At 68.4% G+C, this 20,132-nt stretch carries 17 protein-coding genes; 8 read left to right on the top strand and 9 right to left on the bottom strand.

The window, feature by feature from the left end; all coding sequences use genetic code 11:
• Positions 1-65 precede the first annotated feature (65 nt).
• Genes G4D83_RS06520 through G4D83_RS06500 form a run of 5 tightly spaced genes read left to right on the top strand, consistent with a single transcriptional unit; the run spans position 66 to position 6,165 of the window.
• On the top strand, positions 66-836 hold the full coding sequence (locus tag G4D83_RS06520; protein WP_163863765.1) for an enoyl-CoA hydratase: 771 nt from the start codon (positions 66-68) through the stop codon (positions 834-836).
• A gap of 1 nt (position 837) precedes the next feature.
• Positions 838-2,361: a 3-hydroxyacyl-CoA dehydrogenase gene (locus G4D83_RS06515; RefSeq protein ID WP_163863764.1), complete on the top strand. Its 1,524-nt coding sequence runs from the start codon at positions 838-840 to the stop codon at positions 2,359-2,361.
• A gap of 5 nt (positions 2,362-2,366) precedes the next feature.
• Entirely contained in the window at positions 2,367-3,563 is a 1,197-nt protein-coding gene (locus G4D83_RS06510; RefSeq protein ID WP_163863763.1) for a 3-oxoadipyl-CoA thiolase, read from the top strand.
• 36 nt (positions 3,564-3,599) lie between these two features.
• Complete coding sequence (locus G4D83_RS06505) at positions 3,600-5,018, top strand: aldehyde dehydrogenase family protein (protein ID WP_163863762.1); 1,419 nt, start codon at positions 3,600-3,602, stop codon at positions 5,016-5,018.
• A 52-nt stretch (positions 5,019-5,070) separates the two neighbouring features.
• Entirely contained in the window at positions 5,071-6,165 is a 1,095-nt protein-coding gene (locus G4D83_RS06500) for a Zn-dependent alcohol dehydrogenase (protein WP_163863761.1), read from the top strand.
• Positions 6,166-6,224: 59 nt separating this feature from the next.
• Here G4D83_RS06500 and G4D83_RS06495 read toward each other — a convergent pair whose 3' ends face one another.
• Positions 6,225-7,133, bottom strand: coding sequence for a LysR family transcriptional regulator (locus G4D83_RS06495; protein WP_163863760.1), 909 nt, complete (start codon positions 7,131-7,133; stop codon positions 6,225-6,227).
• A gap of 134 nt (positions 7,134-7,267) precedes the next feature.
• Between G4D83_RS06495 and G4D83_RS06490 the strand changes: the two genes are divergently transcribed.
• Positions 7,268-8,032: an SDR family oxidoreductase gene (locus tag G4D83_RS06490; RefSeq protein ID WP_163863759.1), complete on the top strand. Its 765-nt coding sequence runs from the start codon at positions 7,268-7,270 to the stop codon at positions 8,030-8,032.
• Positions 8,033-8,096: 64 nt separating this feature from the next.
• Here the strand turns inward: G4D83_RS06490 and G4D83_RS06485 are convergent, their stop codons facing one another.
• The 8 genes from G4D83_RS06485 to rraA form a co-directional block, all read right to left on the bottom strand.
• Positions 8,097-9,014, bottom strand: a complete 918-nt coding sequence (locus tag G4D83_RS06485) for a transporter (RefSeq protein ID WP_163863758.1) — start codon at positions 9,012-9,014, stop codon at positions 8,097-8,099.
• Between the two features lie 42 nt (positions 9,015-9,056).
• Positions 9,057-10,145 (bottom strand): branched-chain amino acid ABC transporter permease, encoded by a 1,089-nt coding sequence (locus tag G4D83_RS06480; protein WP_163863757.1) that lies wholly within the window; start codon positions 10,143-10,145, stop codon positions 9,057-9,059.
• A gap of 20 nt (positions 10,146-10,165) precedes the next feature.
• A complete protein-coding gene (locus G4D83_RS06475; protein ID WP_163863756.1) occupies positions 10,166-11,059 on the bottom strand; it encodes a branched-chain amino acid ABC transporter permease in 894 nt (297 codons plus the stop codon).
• Complete coding sequence (locus tag G4D83_RS06470) at positions 11,056-12,876, bottom strand: AMP-dependent synthetase/ligase (RefSeq protein WP_163863755.1); 1,821 nt, start codon at positions 12,874-12,876, stop codon at positions 11,056-11,058. Before G4D83_RS06470 ends, G4D83_RS06475 begins: the two co-directional genes overlap by 4 nt.
• Complete coding sequence (locus G4D83_RS06465) at positions 12,873-13,643, bottom strand: ABC transporter ATP-binding protein (protein ID WP_163863754.1); 771 nt, start codon at positions 13,641-13,643, stop codon at positions 12,873-12,875. Before G4D83_RS06465 ends, G4D83_RS06470 begins: the two co-directional genes overlap by 4 nt.
• 10 nt (positions 13,644-13,653) lie before the next feature.
• Positions 13,654-14,460 (bottom strand): ABC transporter ATP-binding protein, encoded by an 807-nt coding sequence (locus G4D83_RS06460; protein WP_163863753.1) that lies wholly within the window; start codon positions 14,458-14,460, stop codon positions 13,654-13,656.
• Positions 14,447-15,745 carry an ABC transporter substrate-binding protein gene (locus G4D83_RS06455; RefSeq protein WP_163863752.1) on the bottom strand — a complete coding sequence of 433 codons (1,299 nt, stop codon included), beginning with the start codon at positions 15,743-15,745 and terminating at the stop codon, positions 14,447-14,449. The genes G4D83_RS06460 and G4D83_RS06455 overlap by 14 nt, the downstream gene beginning before the upstream one ends.
• A 286-nt stretch (positions 15,746-16,031) precedes the next feature.
• Positions 16,032-16,517 (bottom strand): ribonuclease E activity regulator RraA, encoded by a 486-nt coding sequence (gene rraA / locus G4D83_RS06450; RefSeq protein WP_163863751.1) that lies wholly within the window; start codon positions 16,515-16,517, stop codon positions 16,032-16,034.
• Positions 16,518-16,756: 239 nt separating this feature from the next.
• Here rraA and hemL point away from each other — a divergent pair, with 239 nt between their 5' ends.
• Entirely contained in the window at positions 16,757-18,052 is a 1,296-nt protein-coding gene (gene hemL, locus G4D83_RS06445; protein WP_163863750.1) for a glutamate-1-semialdehyde 2,1-aminomutase, read from the top strand.
• Positions 18,036-20,132 (top strand): serine/threonine protein kinase, encoded by a 2,097-nt coding sequence (locus G4D83_RS06440; protein WP_163863749.1) that lies wholly within the window; start codon positions 18,036-18,038, stop codon positions 20,130-20,132. The genes hemL and G4D83_RS06440 overlap by 17 nt, the downstream gene beginning before the upstream one ends.

The following is a 20,132-nucleotide window of genomic DNA, read 5'->3' as shown; positions in this document are numbered from 1 at the left end:
CAGTACAAATGGGTCAAGGTTTGCGAAATTCAATTCCGCACAGCGAAATTGATGGAGACCGGCCCATGGCTCAAGTGCTCGTTGAGAAGCCCGAGGAAGGGGTCGCATTGGTGCGACTCCACCGCCCCGAGGTTCGCAATGCATTGGGATTGGAGCTGCGCCAGGAGCTGGCTGCCTGCTTCCTGGAGCTGGGAGCGGACACGGCCGTCCGCTGTATCGTCCTGACGGGCGGTCCGGAGTTCTTCGCGGCGGGCGCGGACCTGCGGGCGCTGGCGGAGGCGACGCCGGTGGAGCTCTTGCTCCGAGACACACATCGGCTCTGGCAGTCCTTGGTGGAGTGCCCCAGCCCGGTCATCGCCGCGGTGAATGGCTTTGCGCTCGGGGGTGGGTGTGAGCTGGCCATGCACGCGGACATGATTGTCGCGGGCGAGGGTGCCAGCTTTGGCCAGCCGGAGATTCGCGTCGGCATCATGCCGGGAGCGGGCGGCACGCAACGCCTGACGCGGGCGGTGGGGAAGTTCAAGGCGATGAAGCTGCTGCTCACCGGTGAGCCGATGACGGCCCGGGAAGCGGAGGCGATGGGGCTCGTCACGGAAGTGGTTCCGGACGGCGAGGTGTTGGAGCGGGCGCTGGCGCTCGCGCGCAAGGTGGCGCGCATGCCGCCCTTGGCCGTGCGGCAAATCAAGGAGGTCGTCCTCGCGGGCCAGGATGCGTCGCTGTCGGAGGCGCTCTTGCTGGAGCGCAAGGCGTTCCAGCTCCTCTTCGCGACCCGGGACCAGAAGGAAGGCATGCGGGCCTTCCTGGACAAGCGCAAGCCCGCCTTCGAGGGACGCTGACATGGTCGATGTCCAAGCCCCCTCGCTCACGCTGGGTCTGGTCGGCACGGGTGTCATGGGGCGCGGCATCGCCCAGCTCGCCGCGCAGGCCGGAATCACGGTGCGCCTGTTCGACGCGCGTCCCCAGGCCGCGGAAGAAGCCCGCACGAGCGTCGCGTCGATGTTCGACTCGCTGGTGACGAAGGGCCGTTTGTCGCCGGATGCGGCTCGAGCGGCGACGTCCCGATTGGAGCCCGTTCCCTGCGAGGCGTCGCTCGCGGGCTGTGACGTGGTCGTGGAGGCCATCGTCGAGGACCTCCGGGTGAAGCAGGAGCTGTTCACGCGCCTGGAGGGAATCGTCGGCCCCGGCTGCCTCCTGGCCACGAACACCTCGTCGTTGTCGGTGACGGCCATCGCCTCCGTCTGCGAGCGCCCGGGTCGGGTCGGAGGCTTCCACTTCTTCAACCCCGTGCCGTTGATGAAGGTGGTGGAGGTCATCGAGGGCGCGCGCACGGAGCCGTGGGTAGGCGAGGCTCTCGTGGCGCTGGCCCATCGTCTGGGGCACCGGCCAGTGCGCGCGGCGGACACGCCGGGCTTCATCGTCAATCACGCGGGACGCGGCTTCGGCACGGAGGCGCTGCGCATCCTCCAGGAAGGTGTCGCTTCTTTCGCGGACATCGACCGGGTGCTGCGCGAGGCGGCGGGGTTCCGGATGGGGCCCTTCGAGCTGCTGGATTTGACGGGGCTCGACGTCTCCCACCCGGTGATGGAGTCCGTCTACGAGCAGTTCTACCAGGAGCCGCGCTTCCGTCCGTCGTACGTCCTGAGGCAGCGACTCACGGCGGGACTGCTCGGACGCAAGAGCGGGCGGGGCTTCTACTCCCACGAAGGCGGCAAGCCCCGCGTCGAGCCGGAGCCCGCGATTCCCTCGGGCGAGCGTCGGCCGGTGTGGGTCGCCGCCGATGAGCCCGCCTGGCGGGATGCCTTGTTGTCCCTGGTGCGTGCGGCGGGTTGGTTCCCGGATGACGGTGAGCAGCCCTCTCCGGAGTCACTGTGTCTGGTGGCCCCACTGGGGAGGGATGCGACGACCACGGCGCTGGCACTGGAGGTCGACCCCGAGCGCACCGTGGCCGTGGACCTCTTGTTCGGTCCGGAGCGCCGCCGCACGGTGATGACGACGCCGGTGACACGGCGGCCGTTCCTGGACTCGGCGCTGTCGCTGCTCGCGGCGGATGGCACTCCGGTGTCGCGCATCCACGACAGCACGGGCTTCGTCTCACAGCGGGTGCTCGCCACGGTCGTCAACATCGCCTGCGACATCGCGCAGCAGCGCATCGCCAGTCCCGAGGACATCGATGCCGCGGTGACGCTGGGGCTTGGCTATCCCTTAGGCCCGCTGTCCTGGGGCGACGCGCTCGGGCCCCGCAGGCTGCTGAAGGTGTTGGAGGCCATCCACTCCGCCTCGGGTGACCCTCGCTATCGCGCAAGTCCGTGGTTGTCCCGCCGAGCCCGACTCGGCGTCTCCCTCCTCACTCCGGAGAACTGACCCTCATGAGTGCTTATATCTACGACGGGCTGCGCACGCCGTTCGGCCGCCACGCCGGAGCCCTGGCTCCCGTACGTCCCGATGACCTCCTCTCCGGAGTCATCCGGACATTGCTCACGCGCGGCCCCTTCGAGCCCGGTGCCGTCGAGGACGTCGTCATCGGCTGCGCCAATCAAGCGGGTGAGGACAGTCGCAATGTGGCGCGACATGCGGCGCTGCTCTCGGGACTGCCCATCGAAACCGGCGGCGTCACGGTGAACCGGCTGTGCGGCAGCGGTCTCGCGGCGGTGCTGGACGCGGCGCGCTCCGTGATGACGGGGCAGGGGGAGCTGTTCGTCGCGGGAGGCGTGGAGAGCATGAGCCGCGCGCCCTTCGCGATGGGCAAGGCGGAGTCGCCCTACAGCCGCGAGGCTCAGGTCTTCGACACGACGCTGGGCGCGCGGTTCCCCAACGCACGCCTCGTGGCGCGCTTCGGCGGGGACACGATGCCGGAGACGGCGGACAACATCGCGAGGGATTTGGGTATAGGTCGCGAGCCGACGGACCGCTTCGCCCTGGCGTCCCAGCAGAAGTACGCCACCGCCCAGGCCCGTGGCTTCTTCTCCGGCGAGCTGGTCCCCGTGGAGCTTCCTGGGCGACGGGGCACCGTCACCACCGTGGCGACGGATGAACACCCGCGCGCGGACACGACGCTCGACAAGTTATCCACACTGAGGCCGCTCGCGGCGGATGGGGTCGTCACCGCGGGCAACGCCTCCGGCATCAATGACGGCGCGGCGGCCCTGCTCATCGGCTCCCTCAACGTGGGTGAGGATGCGGGGTGCAAGCCGCTCGCGCGCATCGTCTCGGCCGCGATTGCCGGGGTTCCGCCTCGCACCATGGGCCTGGGCCCCGTCCCGGCCGCGCGCAAGGCGCTGGAGCGGGCACGACTGACGCTGGCCGACCTGGACGTCATCGAAATCAACGAGGCCTTCGCCGTGCAGGTGCTCGGCTGCCTCAAGCTGCTGGAGCTGAGCGAGGACGACAGTCGGGTGAATCCGAACGGCGGCGCCATCGCTGTCGGTCATCCGCTGGGAGCGTCGGGTGCGCGCCTGGCGCTGACGGCCGCGCGCCAGCTCCAGGTCTCTGGTGGTCGCTACGCGCTCGTCAGCATGTGCATCGGGGTGGGGCAGGGCATCGCCGCCGTCCTGGAGCGCGTCTGACGGCTCCGCTCTTTCCTCTGACGTTGGGAGAACCGCATGCAGGTCTACGACAAGCTCTACATCCACGGTGAGTGGGTGGCGTCCCGAGGGACGGGACACATCGATGTGCTCAGCGCCTCCACCGAGGAGGTCATGGGGCGAATCCCCGAAGGCACCGTGGAGGACGTGGACCGCGCGGTGCGCGCCGCGCGTGCCGCCTTCGACACCTGGTCTACCCATCCCGTCGAGGCGCGCGCGGCCCTGCTGCGTCGGCTCCAGGCGGGGCTGACTGCCCGACAGGATGAGCTGGCCCGGACGATTACGGGCGAGCTGGGCATGCCCATCGCGTTGTCGAAGCCCATCCAGGTGGGCACGCCCATCGCCGTGACGGGCACCTATGTGCAGCTCCTCCAGGACCTGTCCTTCGAGGAGCAGGTGGGCAACTCGCTGGTGGTGCGCGAGCCGGTGGGCGTCGTCGCCTGCATCACCCCGTGGAACTATCCGCTCCATCAGACCATCGCGAAGGTGGCCCCCGCGCTGGCGGCGGGCTGCACCATCGTTCTCAAGCCGAGCGAAGTGGCCCCGCTCAACGCCTTCATGCTCGCGGAGATTCTCCACGAGGCCGGTGTGCCACCCGGGGTCTTCAACCTCGTCTCGGGGACGGGCCCCATCGTCGGCGAGGCGCTCGTGCGTCACCCCGAGGTGGACATGGTGTCCTTCACGGGCTCGACGCGGGCGGGACGCCGGGTGTCGGAGCTGGCGTCAGCCACCGTCAAGCGCGTGTCCCTGGAGCTGGGCGGGAAGTCCGCGTCCATCATCCTCGACGACGCGAACCTCAAGACCGCCGTGAAGCGGAGCGTCGGCAACTGCTTCCTCAACAGCGGGCAGACGTGCACGGCGCACACGCGCCTGCTCGTGCCGCGCGCGCAACATGAAGAGGCCGTGAAGATCGCCGCCGAAGTCGCCGCGGGCTTCACCGTGGGCGACCCGTTCAAGGGCGAGGCGAAGCTCGGTCCGGTCATCTCCGACGCGCAGCGCACTCGTGTCCGTGAGTACATCCAACAGGGCATTCGCGAGGGCGCGAAGCTCGTCGCCGGTGGACCCGAGCAGCCCGAGGGGCTCTCGAAGGGCTACTACGTGAAGCCCACCGTCTTCGCGAACGTCACGCCGGAGATGTGCATCGCGCAGGAGGAAATCTTCGGCCCCGTGCTCGCCATCATGCCGTACGACGACGAGGACGACGCGGTCCGCATCGCGAACAGCACCATCTACGGCCTCGCCGGTGGCGTCTGGTCGGAGGATGTGGAGCGGGCGAAGCGGGTGGCTCGGCGGATGCGCACCGGTCAGGTGGACATCAACGGAGGCCGCTTCAACCCGCTGGCGCCGTTCGGTGGCTACCGACAGTCCGGACATGGCCGTGAGCTGGGCCGGTACGGACTGGAGGAGTTCCAGGAGCTCAAGGCGATGCAGCTCTGACGTTCGTCTGTCGTCCCCCCTCTCGCTGTTCCCCTCCGAATCAGGAGCCCCCATGAAGGCCGCCGTGTGTTTCGAGAAGGACGTGCTGACCATCACCGACGTGAGCTTCGAGCCGCCCAAGGCGCGCGAGCTGCTCGTCCGCATGGTCGCCTGTGGTGTCTGTCACACGGACCTGTCCGTGGTGAACGGCACCGTGAAGATGAAGCTCCCCTGTGTGCTGGGACACGAGGGCGCGGGCATCGTCGAGGAAGTAGGCGAGGACGTCACGCACGTGAAGAAGGGCGACAAGGTCGTCCTCTCGTGGGTCGCCCAATGTGGCGAGTGTTACTTCTGTCGAATCCAACGTCCGAACCTGTGTGAGCTGGGCGAGCGCATCAACGCGAGCAACCGGATGCCGGACGGCAGCTCGCGGTTGCACAAGGACTCGCGGGAGCTGAATGTCTTCTCCGCGCTCGGCGCGCTGGCGGAGTACGCGGTGGTGCCAGCGCGAGCGGCGGTGAAGCTCCCGGAGGACGCGCCGCTGGACAAGGCCGCGCTGATTGGCTGCGCGGTGACGACGGGCGTGGGCGCGGTGCTCAACACGGCGCAGATGCCGCCCGGTGGCTCGGTGGTGGTGTTCGGCACGGGCGGCGTGGGGCTGAACATCATCCAGGGCGCGGTGATTGCCGGGGCGGAGCGCATCATCGCGGTGGACGTCCACCCGAGGAAGCTGGAGTTCGCCAAGGTCTTCGGCGCGACGGATGTCATCGACGCGCGCGAGACGGACCCGGTGGCCGCCATTCGCGAGCTGACGAAGGGACGTGGCGCGGACTACGCGTACGAAGCGGTGGGCCGCAAGGAGACCATCGAGCAGGCCTACCAGTGCACGCGCAAGGCTGGCACGTGTGTCGTCGTCGGCGTGGGTAGCGTGAAGGAGCAGATCAGCCTGAACGTCTTTGTGCTGCCCCTGTTCGAGAAGCGGCTGCTCGGCTCCTGGTTCGGGACCGCGGACATCCACCGCGACATGCCCCGGCTGCTGGAGCTCTACACGCAGAAGAAGCTCAAGCTGGATGAGCTGGTGACGACGACGTACACGCTGGACCAACTCGACCGGGCCTTCACCGACATGAACAGCGGAGTGAATGCCCGGGGCGTCGTCCTCTTCTGACGCGCGGACCTCTACTTCGCGTCGTCCACGACTCGCCAGTCCGGCCCTGGGAGTACTGCTTACGTCCGCTCCCAGGGTGGCGTGCCTCGGAACTGCTCGACGAGGAAGTCGATCATCAGCCGGACCTTGGCGGAGAGGTGTCTCCGGCTGGGATAGATGGCGAGGATGTCGATGTCCGGCAGCGAATACTCCGGCAGGACTCGCACCAGTCGCCCCGCTCGCAGGTCCTCGCCAATCAGGAAGCCGGGCTGCCATATCAGTCCACGGCCCGCGAGCGCGGCTGCTCGGACGGTGTCGCCGTTGTTGCTCTGCATCACACTGCGCATGTGCACGACCTGAGTCCTGCCCTCGGAGTCCGTGAGCGGCCACTCCTCGGCCATCGACGAGTTGCTGTATGCGACGCAGACATGCTTGGAGAGGTCGTCCAACTGCCTGGGCACACCGTGTTGGGCCAGGTACTCGGGCGACGCGCAGACCAGGTTGTGCGAAGTGGAGATTCGCCGACCGATGTTGCTCCCCGCTCCACCGCGCGAGATTCGGATGGCCAGGTCATAGCCCTCCTCGACCAGGTCCACGACACGGTCGGAGAGCGACACGTCCAGCTCGACCTCCGGATGACGCGCGAGGAAGCGCGGCCACAACGGCGCCAGATGCAGGATGCCGAAGCTCAGCGGCGCATTGAGGCGCAGGCGGCCCCGTGCCTGGACGGTGCTCGCGGATGCCAGGGCCTCGGCCTCCGCCACCTCCTCCAGGATGGTGCGTGCTCGCTCGTACAGTGCCTTGCCGCTCTCCGTCAGCGACACTCGACGTGACGTGCGGTTGAGCAGGCGTGTGCCGAGGTGTCGCTCCAGCTCGTGCACATAGCGCGTGACGTTGGCCGCCGACGTGTCGAGCGCGTCCGCTGCCTGGGTGAAGCTTCCCCGCTGGACGACGGAGGCGAAGACTTCAAAAGCACGGAGACGGTCCACGGGTACGACCTCCCATTATTCATAAAAGCTGAATGAGTAGACCAGCTTCCAACCCTTACGCCCAGGAAAGCTGAGGCGTATCTCTCTTTCATCGACGCCGGCACCTCGCCGGCCGAATCGCGGGAGAGCCAGTCATGGAACGGTTGAACGGGAAGGTCGCCATCATCACCGGAGCGAGCGCGGGCATCGGACGGGCGGCGGCGAAGCTGTTCGCGGCGGAGGGCGCGAAGGTGGTGGTGGGCGCGCGCCGCAAGGAGGAGCTGGACACACTGGTCGCCGAAATCGTCGCGGCCGGTGGAAAGGCCGTCGCGCTGGCGGGGGATGTCCGCTCCGAGGAGTACGCCCGCGCGCTGGTGGCGCTCGCGGTGCAGCGCTACGACCGGTTGGACATCGCCTTCAACAACGCGGGCGTCATGGGCGAGAGCGGCCCGAGCACCGAGATCTCCGAGAAGGGCTTCAGCGACGCGCTGGCGGTGAATCTGACGGCGGCCTTCCTCGGCGCGAAGCACCAGCTCGGGCCCATGGTGAAGCAGGGCGCGGGCTCCATCATCTTCACGTCGACGTTCGTCGGCTACAGCTTCGCCTTCCCGGGCACCGCGGCGTACTCCGCGAGCAAGTCCGGACTGGTGGGGCTGACCCAGGCGCTCGCCGCCGAGTACGGCTCGAAGGGCGTCCGGGTGAACGCGCTGCTTCCGGGCGGTGTCGACACGGCGATGTATCAGACGGTGAACGCGTCGCCGGAGTCGAAGACGTTCATCACCGGGCTGCACGCCCTGAAGCGGGTGGCCACGCCCGAGGAGCTGGCGAAGGCGGCGCTGTTCCTCGCCTCCGATGACGCGTCCTTCGTGACGGGCACCGCGACGCTGGTGGACGGCGGCGCCTCCATCACCCGCACCTGAGCATGCTCGTCAACCGACGAGGAGACGGCCCGAATCCCAAGGCCGTCTCCCGTGGACTCAGTGCCTAGAAGAACACGTGCGTGAAGCGCGCGCCGATGAACTGGCTCTTCGTCACACCCTCCGAGACAGCCACGTCGGGCTGGAACTGGAGCATCAGCGTGGACGCCTTCTCCAGCCGGATGCCCATCGTCAGCCGCAGCGACTGCACCGTGGTGCGCTTCGCGATTTCCAACTCACCCGCGGGCGTATCCAGCGTGCGCTTGCCGGACGCCTCGACGATGTAGCCCGCGCCGGTGAAGAACGTGGAGGACAGGTCCATGCCGAAGTGGAAGATGCCGCCGAAGGACGGCGCCTGGCTCATCACCAGCTTCGAGCCACCCTCCGCGCTCGGCACCAGGAACTCGTCGTTGTCGCCCTGGAAGGCCATGCTCGCCATCGCCTCCACCGTGAAGATCTTCTTGAAGCGCTGACCCGCGACCAACTGCGGGCGCACCACCCAGCGGTTCGCGCCGATGTTCACCAGCTTGTTGCTGTCGTACTGGCCCACCGGCACGGTGACGTAGGGCGTGAAGGCGAACCACGTATGGGTGTTGTCCTCGGCGTTCTGCACGAGCCCATATCCAATCGTGGGAATGTACGTGACGTCACCCACGCCCGACGCGCGCAGCGCCGTCTTCGGGGCGGACGGCGTCGCGGGGTTGCCCTGGAACACCGTCACGTCCACCACCGGGAGGCTCACGTCGAACGGGACCACGACGAGGTCGCCGAACTTGAGCACGTAGGTGGCTCGGAAGGCCGCCTGGAGTTGTGAGAAGTCACGCTCGCCGGAGGCAGATACGTGACGCAGGTACATGTTGGAGATGATGCCCCGGTGCGGCACGAAGAAACCGGCCTCGTAGTCACGCAGGTCCGCCTGCTGGGCCTGGGCACCGGTGGCCGACAGCAACGATACGAACAGGACAGTGAGCAGCACGCGCTTCATGGTGATTCCCTCCCTCATTGAACGTCGACGACTTGGATTGACTCAGTAACGGAACGGCCACGACTGGAAGTACCGGCGGACCCGCAGCCACACGCCAAACAGCCCCAGCGGCTCCAGCACCAGCACGAGCACCACCACCAGCGACAGCAACACCGTCGACTGCTGCGCGGACGTGAGCTGGTTCACCAGGGGAATCGCGCCACCCACCGTCTCCGCCAGGGGACTCAGGAAGGTGAAAGCGAGCGCGCCACTCACGGCGCCGAACACCGTGCCCACCCCACCCAACACAATCATCGCGATGTATTGGATGGAGAGGTTCAGGTCGAAGGGCGGCTCGACGGTGATGTATTGCTGCTGGAACGCGAACATCGCCCCGGCGATGCCCGCCAGGAAGGAGGACACGCCGAACGCCTGGAGCTTCGCCTGCGTCGTGCCAACCCCGAGCACCTCCGCGGCGAGGTCCTGGTCCCTCACCGCCATCATCGCCCTGCCACTGTCGGAGCGCTGGAGGTTCTTCGTCAGCCACACCGTGCCCGCGGCCAGCAGCGCGAAGACGAAGTACAGCTTCCGCTCGAAGGTGAAGCCCACCCCGCCCACCAGCCACGTCTCGCTCAGTGATGCCGCCACGCCCGCGTCGTCGCGGAACCACCAGTACATGGGCACCGCCGTGCCGCTCAGCCCGTTCGTCACCTCCGGGTACGCGAGCAGCACGTGCTGCGTGAGGAAGACGAGGCCCAACGTGACGATGGCCAGATACAAACCCTTGAGCCGCAGCGCGAAGGCGCCGATGACCACGCCCACCAGCGCGGACACGCCCCCCGCCAGCGGCAGCGCCAGCCAGAATGGCCAGCCGTGCTTCGCGCCGAGCACCGCCACCGTGTACGCGCCCAGCGCGAGGAAGGCCGCGTGCCCCAGGCTCACCTGTCCCGCGAAGCCGGTGAGCACCATCAGCGACGCGGCGCCGACGATGGCCACCAGGCCCAGGTTGCCCACCGTGAGCCACCGGGTGCTCACGAGCCACGGGTACGCCAGGGCGATGCTCAACGTCAGCGCCACGCCGGCCCTCTGCCACAGGCCGGGAAAGAGCTTCAGGTCGTCCTCGTACCGAATCACCAAGGGGCGGGTTGGCATGATGTGGTCTCGCGGCGCGCCTAGACGCGGCGCACCTCGTGCTCGCCCCAGAGTCCGCGCGGACGCAGGACCAGGAAGAGAATCATCGCGGCGTAGGGGAAGACGGCGTGGAAGTTGTGGCCGAACGCGCCCAGGTGCGGATTCACATACGCCTGGGACCACACCTCCAGCAGCCCCAGCATGAACGCTGCGACCACCGCGCCCACCACCGACTCCAGTCCTCCGACGATGATGGCGGGGAAGGCGCGCAGCGCCACGTAGCCCAGGTTGGAGTCCACCGAGCGCGGGAACATCCCCAGGAAGATGCCGGCCACCGCGGCCGTCGCTCCCGCCAGGAACCACGTGAAGGCGAGCACCCGGCCCACGGGGATGCCCAGCACCAGGGCCACTTCCTGATTCTCACTGGCCGCTCGCATCGCCACGCCCATCGGGGTGCGCTGCACCAGCGCATGCATCCCGAAGAGCACGAGGCTCGTCGCTCCGAGTGAGATGAGCGAGGACAGGAGCACGGTGGAGTCGCCCACCTGCACCTCGGCCATGGTGTCCCACGGCGTCGGCATGCCGCGCGTGTCGGTGCCGAAGGCGATGACGATGCCCGCGCGCAGGAGCAGGCCCAGGAACAGCGTCAGGATGATGGTGGTGAAGACGGGCCGTCCCACCATGCGCCGCAGGACGGTGCGCTCCAGCAGCGCGGCCAGTCCTCCGGTGAGGCACGCGGAGGCGGCGAGCGCCAGCCACCACGGCATCACCTCGACGAGCGCCGTCATCAGGAACGCGCCCAGGCTGAGCAGCTCGCCGTGCGCGAAGTTGAAGAGGCGGGAGGCTCGGTAGACGACCGAGAAGCCCAGGGCGATGAGCGCGTAGCTCGCCCCGAGCGCCAGTCCCGAGATGCTGAGCTGGAGCAACTGCGTCATTCGCGTCTCCTCGCGTACATCTCTTCCACCAGCGCTGAATGCAGCTCGAGCACCGCCTTGCGGCGTACCTTGAGGGAGGCTGTCACCTCGCCCGCGTCCTGCGTCATCTCGCGGGCGAGCAGCCGGACGGCGCGCACCTGCTCCACTCGCGCGAGGCTTTCATTGGCGCGTGCGACTTCCTCGTCGATGAGCTTGCGCACCTCGGGCCGCAGCGTGAGGTCCGTGTATGAGGTGAAGGCAATCTTGCGGCGCAGCGCCCAGTCCGCCACCGTCTCCGGGTCCACCTGCACCAGCGCGGTGACGAAGGCTCGACGGTCGCCAATGGCCACCGCCTCCTTGATGTACGGACTGTTCTTCAGCGCGTTCTGGATGCGCTCGGGCGACAGGTTCTTTCCGCCGGAGGTGATGAGGATTTCGCGCTTGCGGCCGGTGATGCGCAGGTAGCCGTCCGCGTCGACCTCGCCCAAATCCCCGGTGCGCAGCCAGCCCTCCGAATCACGGACCTCGGCGGTGGCCTCCGGCTTGTTGAGGTAGCCGAGGAACACGTTGGCCCCGCGCACGAGCACCTCGCCGTCCTCCGCGAGCCGACACTCCACGCCCGGCACGGTGCGCCCGACGGTGCCCAACCGCGTTGCGCCCGGGATGTTGAGGTGGCTGGTGCCCGCGCTCTCCGTCTGGCCATAGCCCTCGTAGATGCGGACGCCGATGCTGTCGTACCAGGCGAGCAGCTCCGGAGAGATGGGCGCCGCGCCGGAGATGGGGAAGCGACAGCGCCGCAGGCCCAGGCGCTCCTGGAGCGGCCGGTAGACGAGCAGGTCTCCGATACGCCACACGAGCGAGTCCGACCAGCGGCGCTGACCGGTGCGCTCGCGCTCGCGAATCTTCGAGCCCAACCGGGTGAAGGTGTCGAAGAGGGTGCGCTTGAGCCACGAGGCGTCGCGCATCTTCACCGTCACGGCCGCGTGCATCTTCTCCCAGATGCGCGGCACGCCCAGGAACACGGTGGGGGAGACCTCGGCCACGTCGCTCTGCACCGTCTCCAGCGCCTCGCCAAAGTGGACCTTCCCTCCGACGACGAGCGGCAACAGCAGACTGAACAGCTTCTCCGCGACGTGACACAGCGGCAGGTACGAGACGACGCTGTCGTCCTGGCCCAGCCCCAACTGCGCGGTGAAGGTCGCCGAGCCCTCCAGCATGTTGCGGCTGGAGACGAGCGCGCCCTTCGGCGCCCCCGTGGTCCCCGATGTGTAGATGACCATGGCCGCCTCGTCGGGCGTGCGCCGCGCGAGCTGCTCGCGGAGCCAGCCCGGCTCGCGTTCCAGCAAGGCGCGTCCTTCCTCCAGGAAGCGCTCCCACGTGCGCAACCGGGAGTCCTCCACACCGCGCAATCCACGAGGCTCGATGACGAGCACGTGCTCGACGGAGGGCGTCTCGGCGGCGACGGTGGCGACCTTGTCGTACTGCTCCTGGTCCTCGCAGAGCACGACGCGACACCGGGCGTCGTTGAGGATGTACGCCACGTCTCCGGGCGGATTCGTCTGGTAGATGCCGACGGTGCGCGCGCCGAGCGCCTGGGTGCCCAGGTCCGCGAACAGCCACTCCGGCCGGTTGTCGCTGAGGATGGCCACTGAGTCCCCGGCGCGCACGCCCAGCTCCCACAGCATCCGCGCCGCCTGGCCGACGCGCTCCAGGTAGCCCTGGAAGGACAGCTCGTTCCAGATGCCCAGACGCTTCTCGCGGATGGCCACCGCGTGAGGATGCTGCTCCGCGCGCAGGAAGAGCTGGCCCGGCAGGCTCAGGGGAAGCGCCGCGTTCATGCCGCCACCGTCCCGCCCACGTAGGCGCTCAGCACGCGCGTGTCCTCGCGCAGAGAGGAAGGAGGCCCGTTCGCGATGACCCGGCCCCGGTCCAGCACCGTCACCTGTGTGGCCAGGTCCATCACGAAGCGCAGCTCGTGACCGATGAGCACCTGCGTCACCCCCAGCTCGTGACGGATGTCGAGCAGGTGGTTCGCCATGTCCTCCGTCTCCTCCTGGTTGAGTCCCGCCGTGGGCTCATCCAGCAGCAGCAGCTTCGGCTCCATGCACAGCGCGCGGCCCAGCTCCACGCGCTTGCGAATGCCGTAGGGCAGCACCGACACGGGCATCCACCGGTAGTGCTCCAGGTTGAGGAAATCGATGACCTCCTCGGCCTTCTCGCGGTGACGGACCTCCTCCGCGCGCGCCCCTCGCGTCCAGAACAGGTTCCTCAACAGCCCCGTCCTGTATTTCGGGTGACGACCGAGCAGCAGGTTCTCCAGCACCGTGAGGTGCTCGAAGAGGGCCAGGTTCTGGAACATCCGCGCCACACCGCGCCGGGCAATCTCAGGCGGCTCCAGGCCCGCGAGCGGCTGGCCTTCCAGCTTCACGCGGCCCTCCATGTGACGATGGATGCCGCTGATGCAGTTGAAGAGGCTGCTCTTGCCCGCGCCGTTGGGGCCAATCACGGCGTGCAACGCGCCCGCCTCGATGGCGAACGAGACGCCATCCAGGGCCCGCAGCCCGGAGAAGGAGAGGCCCACGTTGTCGAGCTCCAGCAGTGCCATTCCTCACCCTTCACGAAAGCCAGCGCCGCTTGCGCCGATACCGCTTCAGCTCGTGGTAGCCGCGCTGCCCCTCGCGTCCGAAGCCCAGGTAGAACTCCTGCACGTCGGGGTCCTCGCGCAGCTTGTCCGCGGGGCCGTCCAGCACCACCTTGCCCGTCTCCAGCACGTAGCCGTGGCTGGCCAGCGTCAGCGCGACGCGCGCGTTCTGCTCCACCAGCAGCACCGCGACTCCCTCGGCGCTGATGCGCTGAATCAGCTCCGACACTTCGCCCACTGCCTTGGGCGACAACCCCAGGAAGGGCTCGTCCAGGAGCAGCACCTTGGGCCGTCGCATCAGCCCCCGGCAGATGGCCAGCAACTGCTGCTCTCCACCGGAGAGGTAGCCGGCCTTCTGTCGCCGCCTTTCGCGCAGCACGGGGAAGCGCGTGAAGGCGGACTCGACCAATTCCTTGCGGGCCTGGGCGCCCATGCCGAAGCCGCCCGCGAGCAGGTTCTCCTCCACCGACAGCTCGCCGAGGATGCGCCGCCCTTCGAGCACCTGCACCACGCCCGCGTGCACGCGCCCGTCGGCGGGCAGGGCCAGCAGGCTCTGTCCGGACAGCTCCACCTTGCCCTGGGTGATGGCGCCGTCGTGCAAGTCCAGCAGGCCGCTGATGGCGCGCAGCGCGGTGGACTTCCCCGCGCCGTTGGGGCCGAGGAGGGCCACCACGCCCTGGTGGGGGACCTCCAGGGTGATGCCCCGGAGGGCTCGCACCGCCGAGTGGTAGACGACCTGGAGGTTCTGCACGCGCAGCAGGGCGGGACTACTTGCTGTCATCGGCGGCCTTCGCGGCGGAGGCCCCCAGCGCCTTCGGCGGCGCCAGGCCAGCGACGACACTCCAGCTCCCCTGGTCCAGCACGGGCTTGAGCACCCGCGCCGAGACGGCCGTCTCGTAGGGGAACCGGGACAGGTCCACCGGCTCCGCCGTCATGCCGCCCGCCGTGGTGCGGGTGATGCCCTTGAGCGCCTTGAGGTAGCCGGCCCGCGTGACATCCTTGGCTTCGATGGCGGCCTTGAGCGCCTCGATCTGCACGCGGCCCTGGACGTAGGAGGACAGCGTGTAGAAGTCCTTCGGCGTGTTGGGGTACTTCTCCACCAGCGCGAGGAAGTCCTTCATGCCGGGCACGTCGTCGCCCCAGAAGGTGAGCCCCGTGGCCCAGTAGAAGTGGGCGAAGACGGCGGCGGGGATGACCTTCGCGTCGAAGAAGCGGTCCACCCACGCGGGCGTCTGGCCCACCCAGGTGGGCTGATACTTGAGCTGCGCGGCCGTGCCCAGGATGGGCCCCGAGGCGCTCGGCAGCACCGTGAGCAACACGTAGTTGGCGCCGGACTGCTTGAGCGCGGTGATGATGGCGGCGAAGTCCTTCTGTCCCGGCGCGACGCTCTGCTGCGAGACGATGGTGACGCCGTGGTGCTTCGCGGCCTCGCTCCAGCCGTCCAGCCCGTCCTTCCCGTAGTCGTCACCCTGCGCGACGATGGCTGCCTTCACCTTGTCCGCGCCGCCCGCGTGCTCCACGGCCCAGTCCATGGCCCGCATCGCCTCCATCTTGTAGGAGGCGCCAATGGGCGGCGTGTACTGGTGCCGCGCCATCTCCGAGGACTGCGACGCGGGGAAGGCGACCAGGTTGTCCGCCGTCATCTTGTCGCGCAAGGGCAGCGTGTTGGGCGTGCCGAAGCTGGTGCCCAGGAACAGCACGCGGTCGTGGATGTCGCTGTATGCCTGTACGGCGTTCTGCGGGTTGTAGGCGTGGTCTCGCTCGATGAGCTCGACGCGCCAGCCGGGCGGCAACAGCCCCGAGTCACCCGCGTTCACCTGCTGCGCGAGCAGCCGCTTCCCCGCGGCGAAGGGCTTGCCGATGGCGGCGCCAGGGCCGCTCTCGTCGTTGAGCGCGCCGATGTAGACGACCTTCTTCTCCAGGTCGACGCCCTTGTCTGTCTTGATGTCTGGTGCCGCCACGGGAAGCGCCTGCGCGCCCTCCGACGGTGGTGTCGAAGCCTCTTCCTTCTTGCAAGCCATCAAACAGAAAGCTGTCGCCAGGAGTCCGACCACGAGTCGTTGCATCGCACTCTCCCCGTCAGAATCGTGACGGCACAGTAGCCACACTCTCCTGGAAGAGGAAAGACAGTCACCGGTAATTCGATGGCTGTATTTCGCAGGGCGGAACGCCCTGATGGGTTGTCTTGATTGTGTTTCGCACGGCGAAAATGTTTCGGGTGATGACACATTGCGCCAGGGACACGCGGCGCCCGCGAAGCACTTTCAGGGATGCGGGGACCCCGTAGCAGGGGATGCCCGCAAGCCTCTCTGGAACGGAATTTTTCGGCGGTGATGGCGCCGCCCGCGGACTTCAATCCAGCGCGGACTCCGAGGTGACGATGCCATCCGCGTCCGCGTAGAGGCGGTGACCCGGCTTGAAGATGACACCCGCGAAGCGCACCTCCGCGTCGCGCTGGCCTTCGTTGCGCTTGGAACTCTTGAGCGGGTGCGTGCCCAGGGCCTTCACGCCGATGGCCGTGCGACCCACCTCCTCCGAGTCGCGGATGCAGCCATTCACGATGATGCCCGCCCAGCCGTTCTGCTGTGCGAGCAGCGCGAGCTGGTCGCCCACGAGCGCGCAGCGGCGGCTGCCACCCCCATCCACCACGAGGACGCGCCCCGAGCCGGGCTCCTCCAGGGCCTTGCGGACGAGCGAGTTGTCCTCCGGCGCGCGCACGGTGCTGATGAGGCCGGAGAACGTGGTCCGCCCGCCGTAGTCGATGAAGCCGGGCTCGGCGACCTGGAAGTGGGCCGTGCCCGAGTGGGTGTCACACAGGTCCGCCGTCTTGAAGTCCATGAGTGTCTCCTCCGGTCCTCGGGTCCACCGTCACATCGCTGTATCACCGCGCCGTCCAGGTCCTTGATGCCCCGGCCCCATCCAGATGTGGGTCCTGCTGTGATTTTCCAGGGATACGTTGCCGACGTCTCAACGCGACGTGTCCATAACCGGCACTCGACAGGACGGAGAAGCGGCGAGCATGGGGGCAGGCGAGAGGAGCGGCGGGAGACGTGGCCGCGCGTGCTATGGAACGCGACATGAATCACGCTCACAGTCAGGCCCTGTTCGCCCGCGCGCAGGCGCGCATCCCGGGTGGAGTGAACTCTCCGGTGCGCGCCTTCCGCGGCGTCGGCGGGGACCCTGTCTTCTTCCGTGAGGGCTCCGGCGCCTGGCTCACCGACGTGGATGGCAACCGCTACGTCGACCTGGTGGGGAGCTGGGGGCCGCTCATCCTTGGCCATGCCTACCCGCCCATCGTGGAGGCCATCATCGACGCGGCCCGGCGCGGCTCGTCCTATGGCGCGCCCCATGCGGGCGAGGTGGAGTTCGCGGAGCTCATCTGCGGGACGATGCCGGCGGTGGAGATGGTGCGGCTCGTCTCCAGCGGCACCGAGGCCACGGTGGCCGCCATCCGCGTGGCCCGTGGCTTCACCGGTCGCGAGCACATCCTCAAGTTCGAGGGCTGCTTCCACGGCGCGGGGGACCCGTTCCTGGTGAAGGCGGGCAGCGGGGTGGAGACGCTGGGCCTGCCGGACTCGCCGGGCGTGCCGGCCGCGCTGGCGAAGCTCACTCTCACCGCGCCCTTCAACGACCTGGCGGCGGTGGAGCGCATCTTCGCGGAGAAGGGGAAGGACATCGCCTGCGCCATCATCGAGCCGGTGGTGGGCAACATGGGTGTGCTGGTGCCCAGGCCCGGCTACTTGGAAGGACTCCAGGCGCTCTGCCAGAAGCACGGCGTGCTGCTGGTGCTGGACGAGGTGATGACGGGCTTCCGGCTGGCGCGCGGTGGAGCGCAGGAGCTGTACGGGCTGAAGCCGGACCTGACGACGATGGCCAAGGTGATTGGCGGCGGCATGCCGCTGGGTGCCTATGGCGGTCGCGCGGACATCATGCGGAAGGTGGCGCCCGCCGGGCCGGTGTACCAGTCCGGCACGCTGTCGGGGAACCCGGTGGCGGTGGCGGCGGGGCTGGCGTGTCTCAAGGCGCTGGCGGCGCCGGGCACGTACTCGCGGCTGGAGCAGGTGAGCCGCATGCTGGAGGAGGGCTTCATCGCGGAGGCGAAGGCCGCGGGTGTGCCCGTCACCGTCAACCGCGTGGGCAGCATGCTGACGGTGTTCTTCACGGCCGAGCCGGTGTTCGACTACACGAGCGCGAAGACGTCGGACACGGGGCGCTTCGGACGTTTCTTCCACGCCATGTTGGACGCGGGCGTGTACCTGCCGCCGAGCCAGTACGAAGCGGCCTTCGTCTCGCTGGCGATGGGCGAGGCGGAGGTGGCGCACGTGCTTGGGGCGGCGAGAAAGGCCTTCGCCTCGCTTGGCCAGACCGGTTGAGCCGGCGCCCCTGGAGGGGCCCGTCCGCTTCGGTCCCTATACCCTGGTGCGCCGCATTGGCGCCGGGGGGATGGGGGAGGTCTTCCTCGCGCGTGAGGAGGCTCCGCGTCGCGCGTGTGTGGTGAAGAAGGTCCTCCCCCAGCTCATGGAGAGCCCGCAGTTCGTCGGGCGCTTCCGGGACGAGGCCCGGGTGGTGGTGCGGCTGACGCATCCGAACATCGCCCGCGTGTATGCGATGGGCGAGGTGGAGGGGCAGCTCTATCTCTCCATGGAGTACGTGCGCGGCAAGACGCTGAGCCGGCTCTCGTATCGCCTGCGACAACTGGGGCGGATGATGCCCTTGGGCATCATTCTTCATCTGGGCGAGCGGCTGTGTGAGGGATTGGCCTATGCGCACGATGCCACGGATGAAGAAGGGCACGCGTTGCATCTGGTGCACCGGGATTTGTCACCGGCGAATGTGTGTATCAGTTACGACGGCGAGGTGAAGATCATCGACTTCGGCGCGGCGCAGTCCACGCTGAAGGAGCAGCAGACGGCGCCCCGGGTGGTGATTGGGAATCTGACGTACATGTCGCCGGAGCAGGCGCGCAAGCGCTTCGTGGACAGGCGCGCGGACGTGTACGCGGTGGGCGTGTTGCTGTGGGAGCTGTGTGCATGGAAGCCGCTGTCGCAGCGGGGAGACCCGGTGGAGCGGTGGCGGCGCGCGGCGTATCCGACGTGGGAGAACGCGGGGAAGCATCGGCAGGGGCTGCCGTCGAGCGTGGATGCGTTCCTGATGCGGGCGCTGACGGCGGAGCCGGCGAATCGCTTTCCTGACGCGGCGGCGATGGGCGCGGAGCTGGCGCGATTGAAGGCGAAGCTCGCGCCGGGCGTGGGGGACGCGGAGCTGGCGCGGTTGCTCGCCATCGTCTTCCCTCGCGAGAAGAAGGCGGAGGAGACGCTGCTCGAGGAGTTGTTGCGCGAGGAGGCGAAGCGCACGCACACCGAGCCGGAGCTCGTCGCCACGCTCACGCCGCCGACGGCGCTCGCGTTCGAGCACAATGCCATCTACACGCCGGATGACTTCATCCCGTCCGAGCGCGCCCAGGTCGGCCCGCGCCCAGCGACGGACGATGAGCCGACGCGCGCGGGTGGTGGACGCGGCCTGGATGAGGATGTGCCGACGCGTGCGGGTCGTGGACGCGGCCTGGATGAGGATGTGCCGACGCGTGCGGGTCGTGGAAGCGGCCCGGGGGACGATGAGCCGACGCATGTGGCTGGCGCGCGAGGCCCTGGTGAGGATGAGCCGACGCATGTCGCTGGTGGTCGAGGCCCTGGCGAGGATGAGCCGACGCATGTCGCTGGTGGTCGAGGCCCTGGCGAGGATGAACCGACGCATGTCGCTGCCAGGCGCGGCCCTGGTGAGGACGAGCCAACGCATGTAGCGGGCGGTCAGGGCCCTGGTGACGATGAGCCGACTCGCGCGGGCAGTTGGGGAAGCTCCGACGAGGACGAACCCACCGCGGTGGGCGTGCCTCCAACGGTGGACCTCCCGCGTGCCGGTGTCGACGACCCGTCGGCGACGATGCCCCTCGGAGCAGAGGACATCGCTTCGAAGACAGCACAATACGGAGCCTATCTCACGGAGTCTGGCACCCGTGGTGGCACCGCGACGCGCGCCCAGAAGGCAGCACCTCCCGTCGAAGCGACCGAGGCGCTGGATGCGGCGAAGGTCCTCGTGGCCATCGAGCAGGCGGCCTCCATGCGAGCCAGCGGCAACCGCGAGCCCCTGTTCCAGCCAGGCGCCGAGGACACGGTGACGCCCGCCATGGCGAGTCGCACGCCGCGGCGCGCACCCCGTGAGACGCAGGTGGGCTTCGGTATCGACATCTCGCAGACGGTGGCGACGGAGGCTCTGGAGGCCCGTCGGCGAGAGCTGGTGCGAGCCATCACCGGTGAAGGCGAGGCCTCCATCGTGGAGCCCGAGGTCTCCTCTGGGAGATGGCTCCAGGGCCCTCGCGTCTGGCTCGCCGTCGCGCTGTTCACGGGAGCGTCCCTGCTGGGGCTCCTCGTGGCCTGGTTCACGATGTGGCGCTGA

This window comes from Myxococcus eversor, from assembly GCF_010894455.1.
GTDB lineage: Bacteria > Myxococcota > Myxococcia > Myxococcales > Myxococcaceae > Myxococcus > Myxococcus eversor.
The sequence above is the reverse complement of the archived record's forward strand: the minus strand, read 5'-3'. Positions and strand labels throughout refer to the sequence as shown.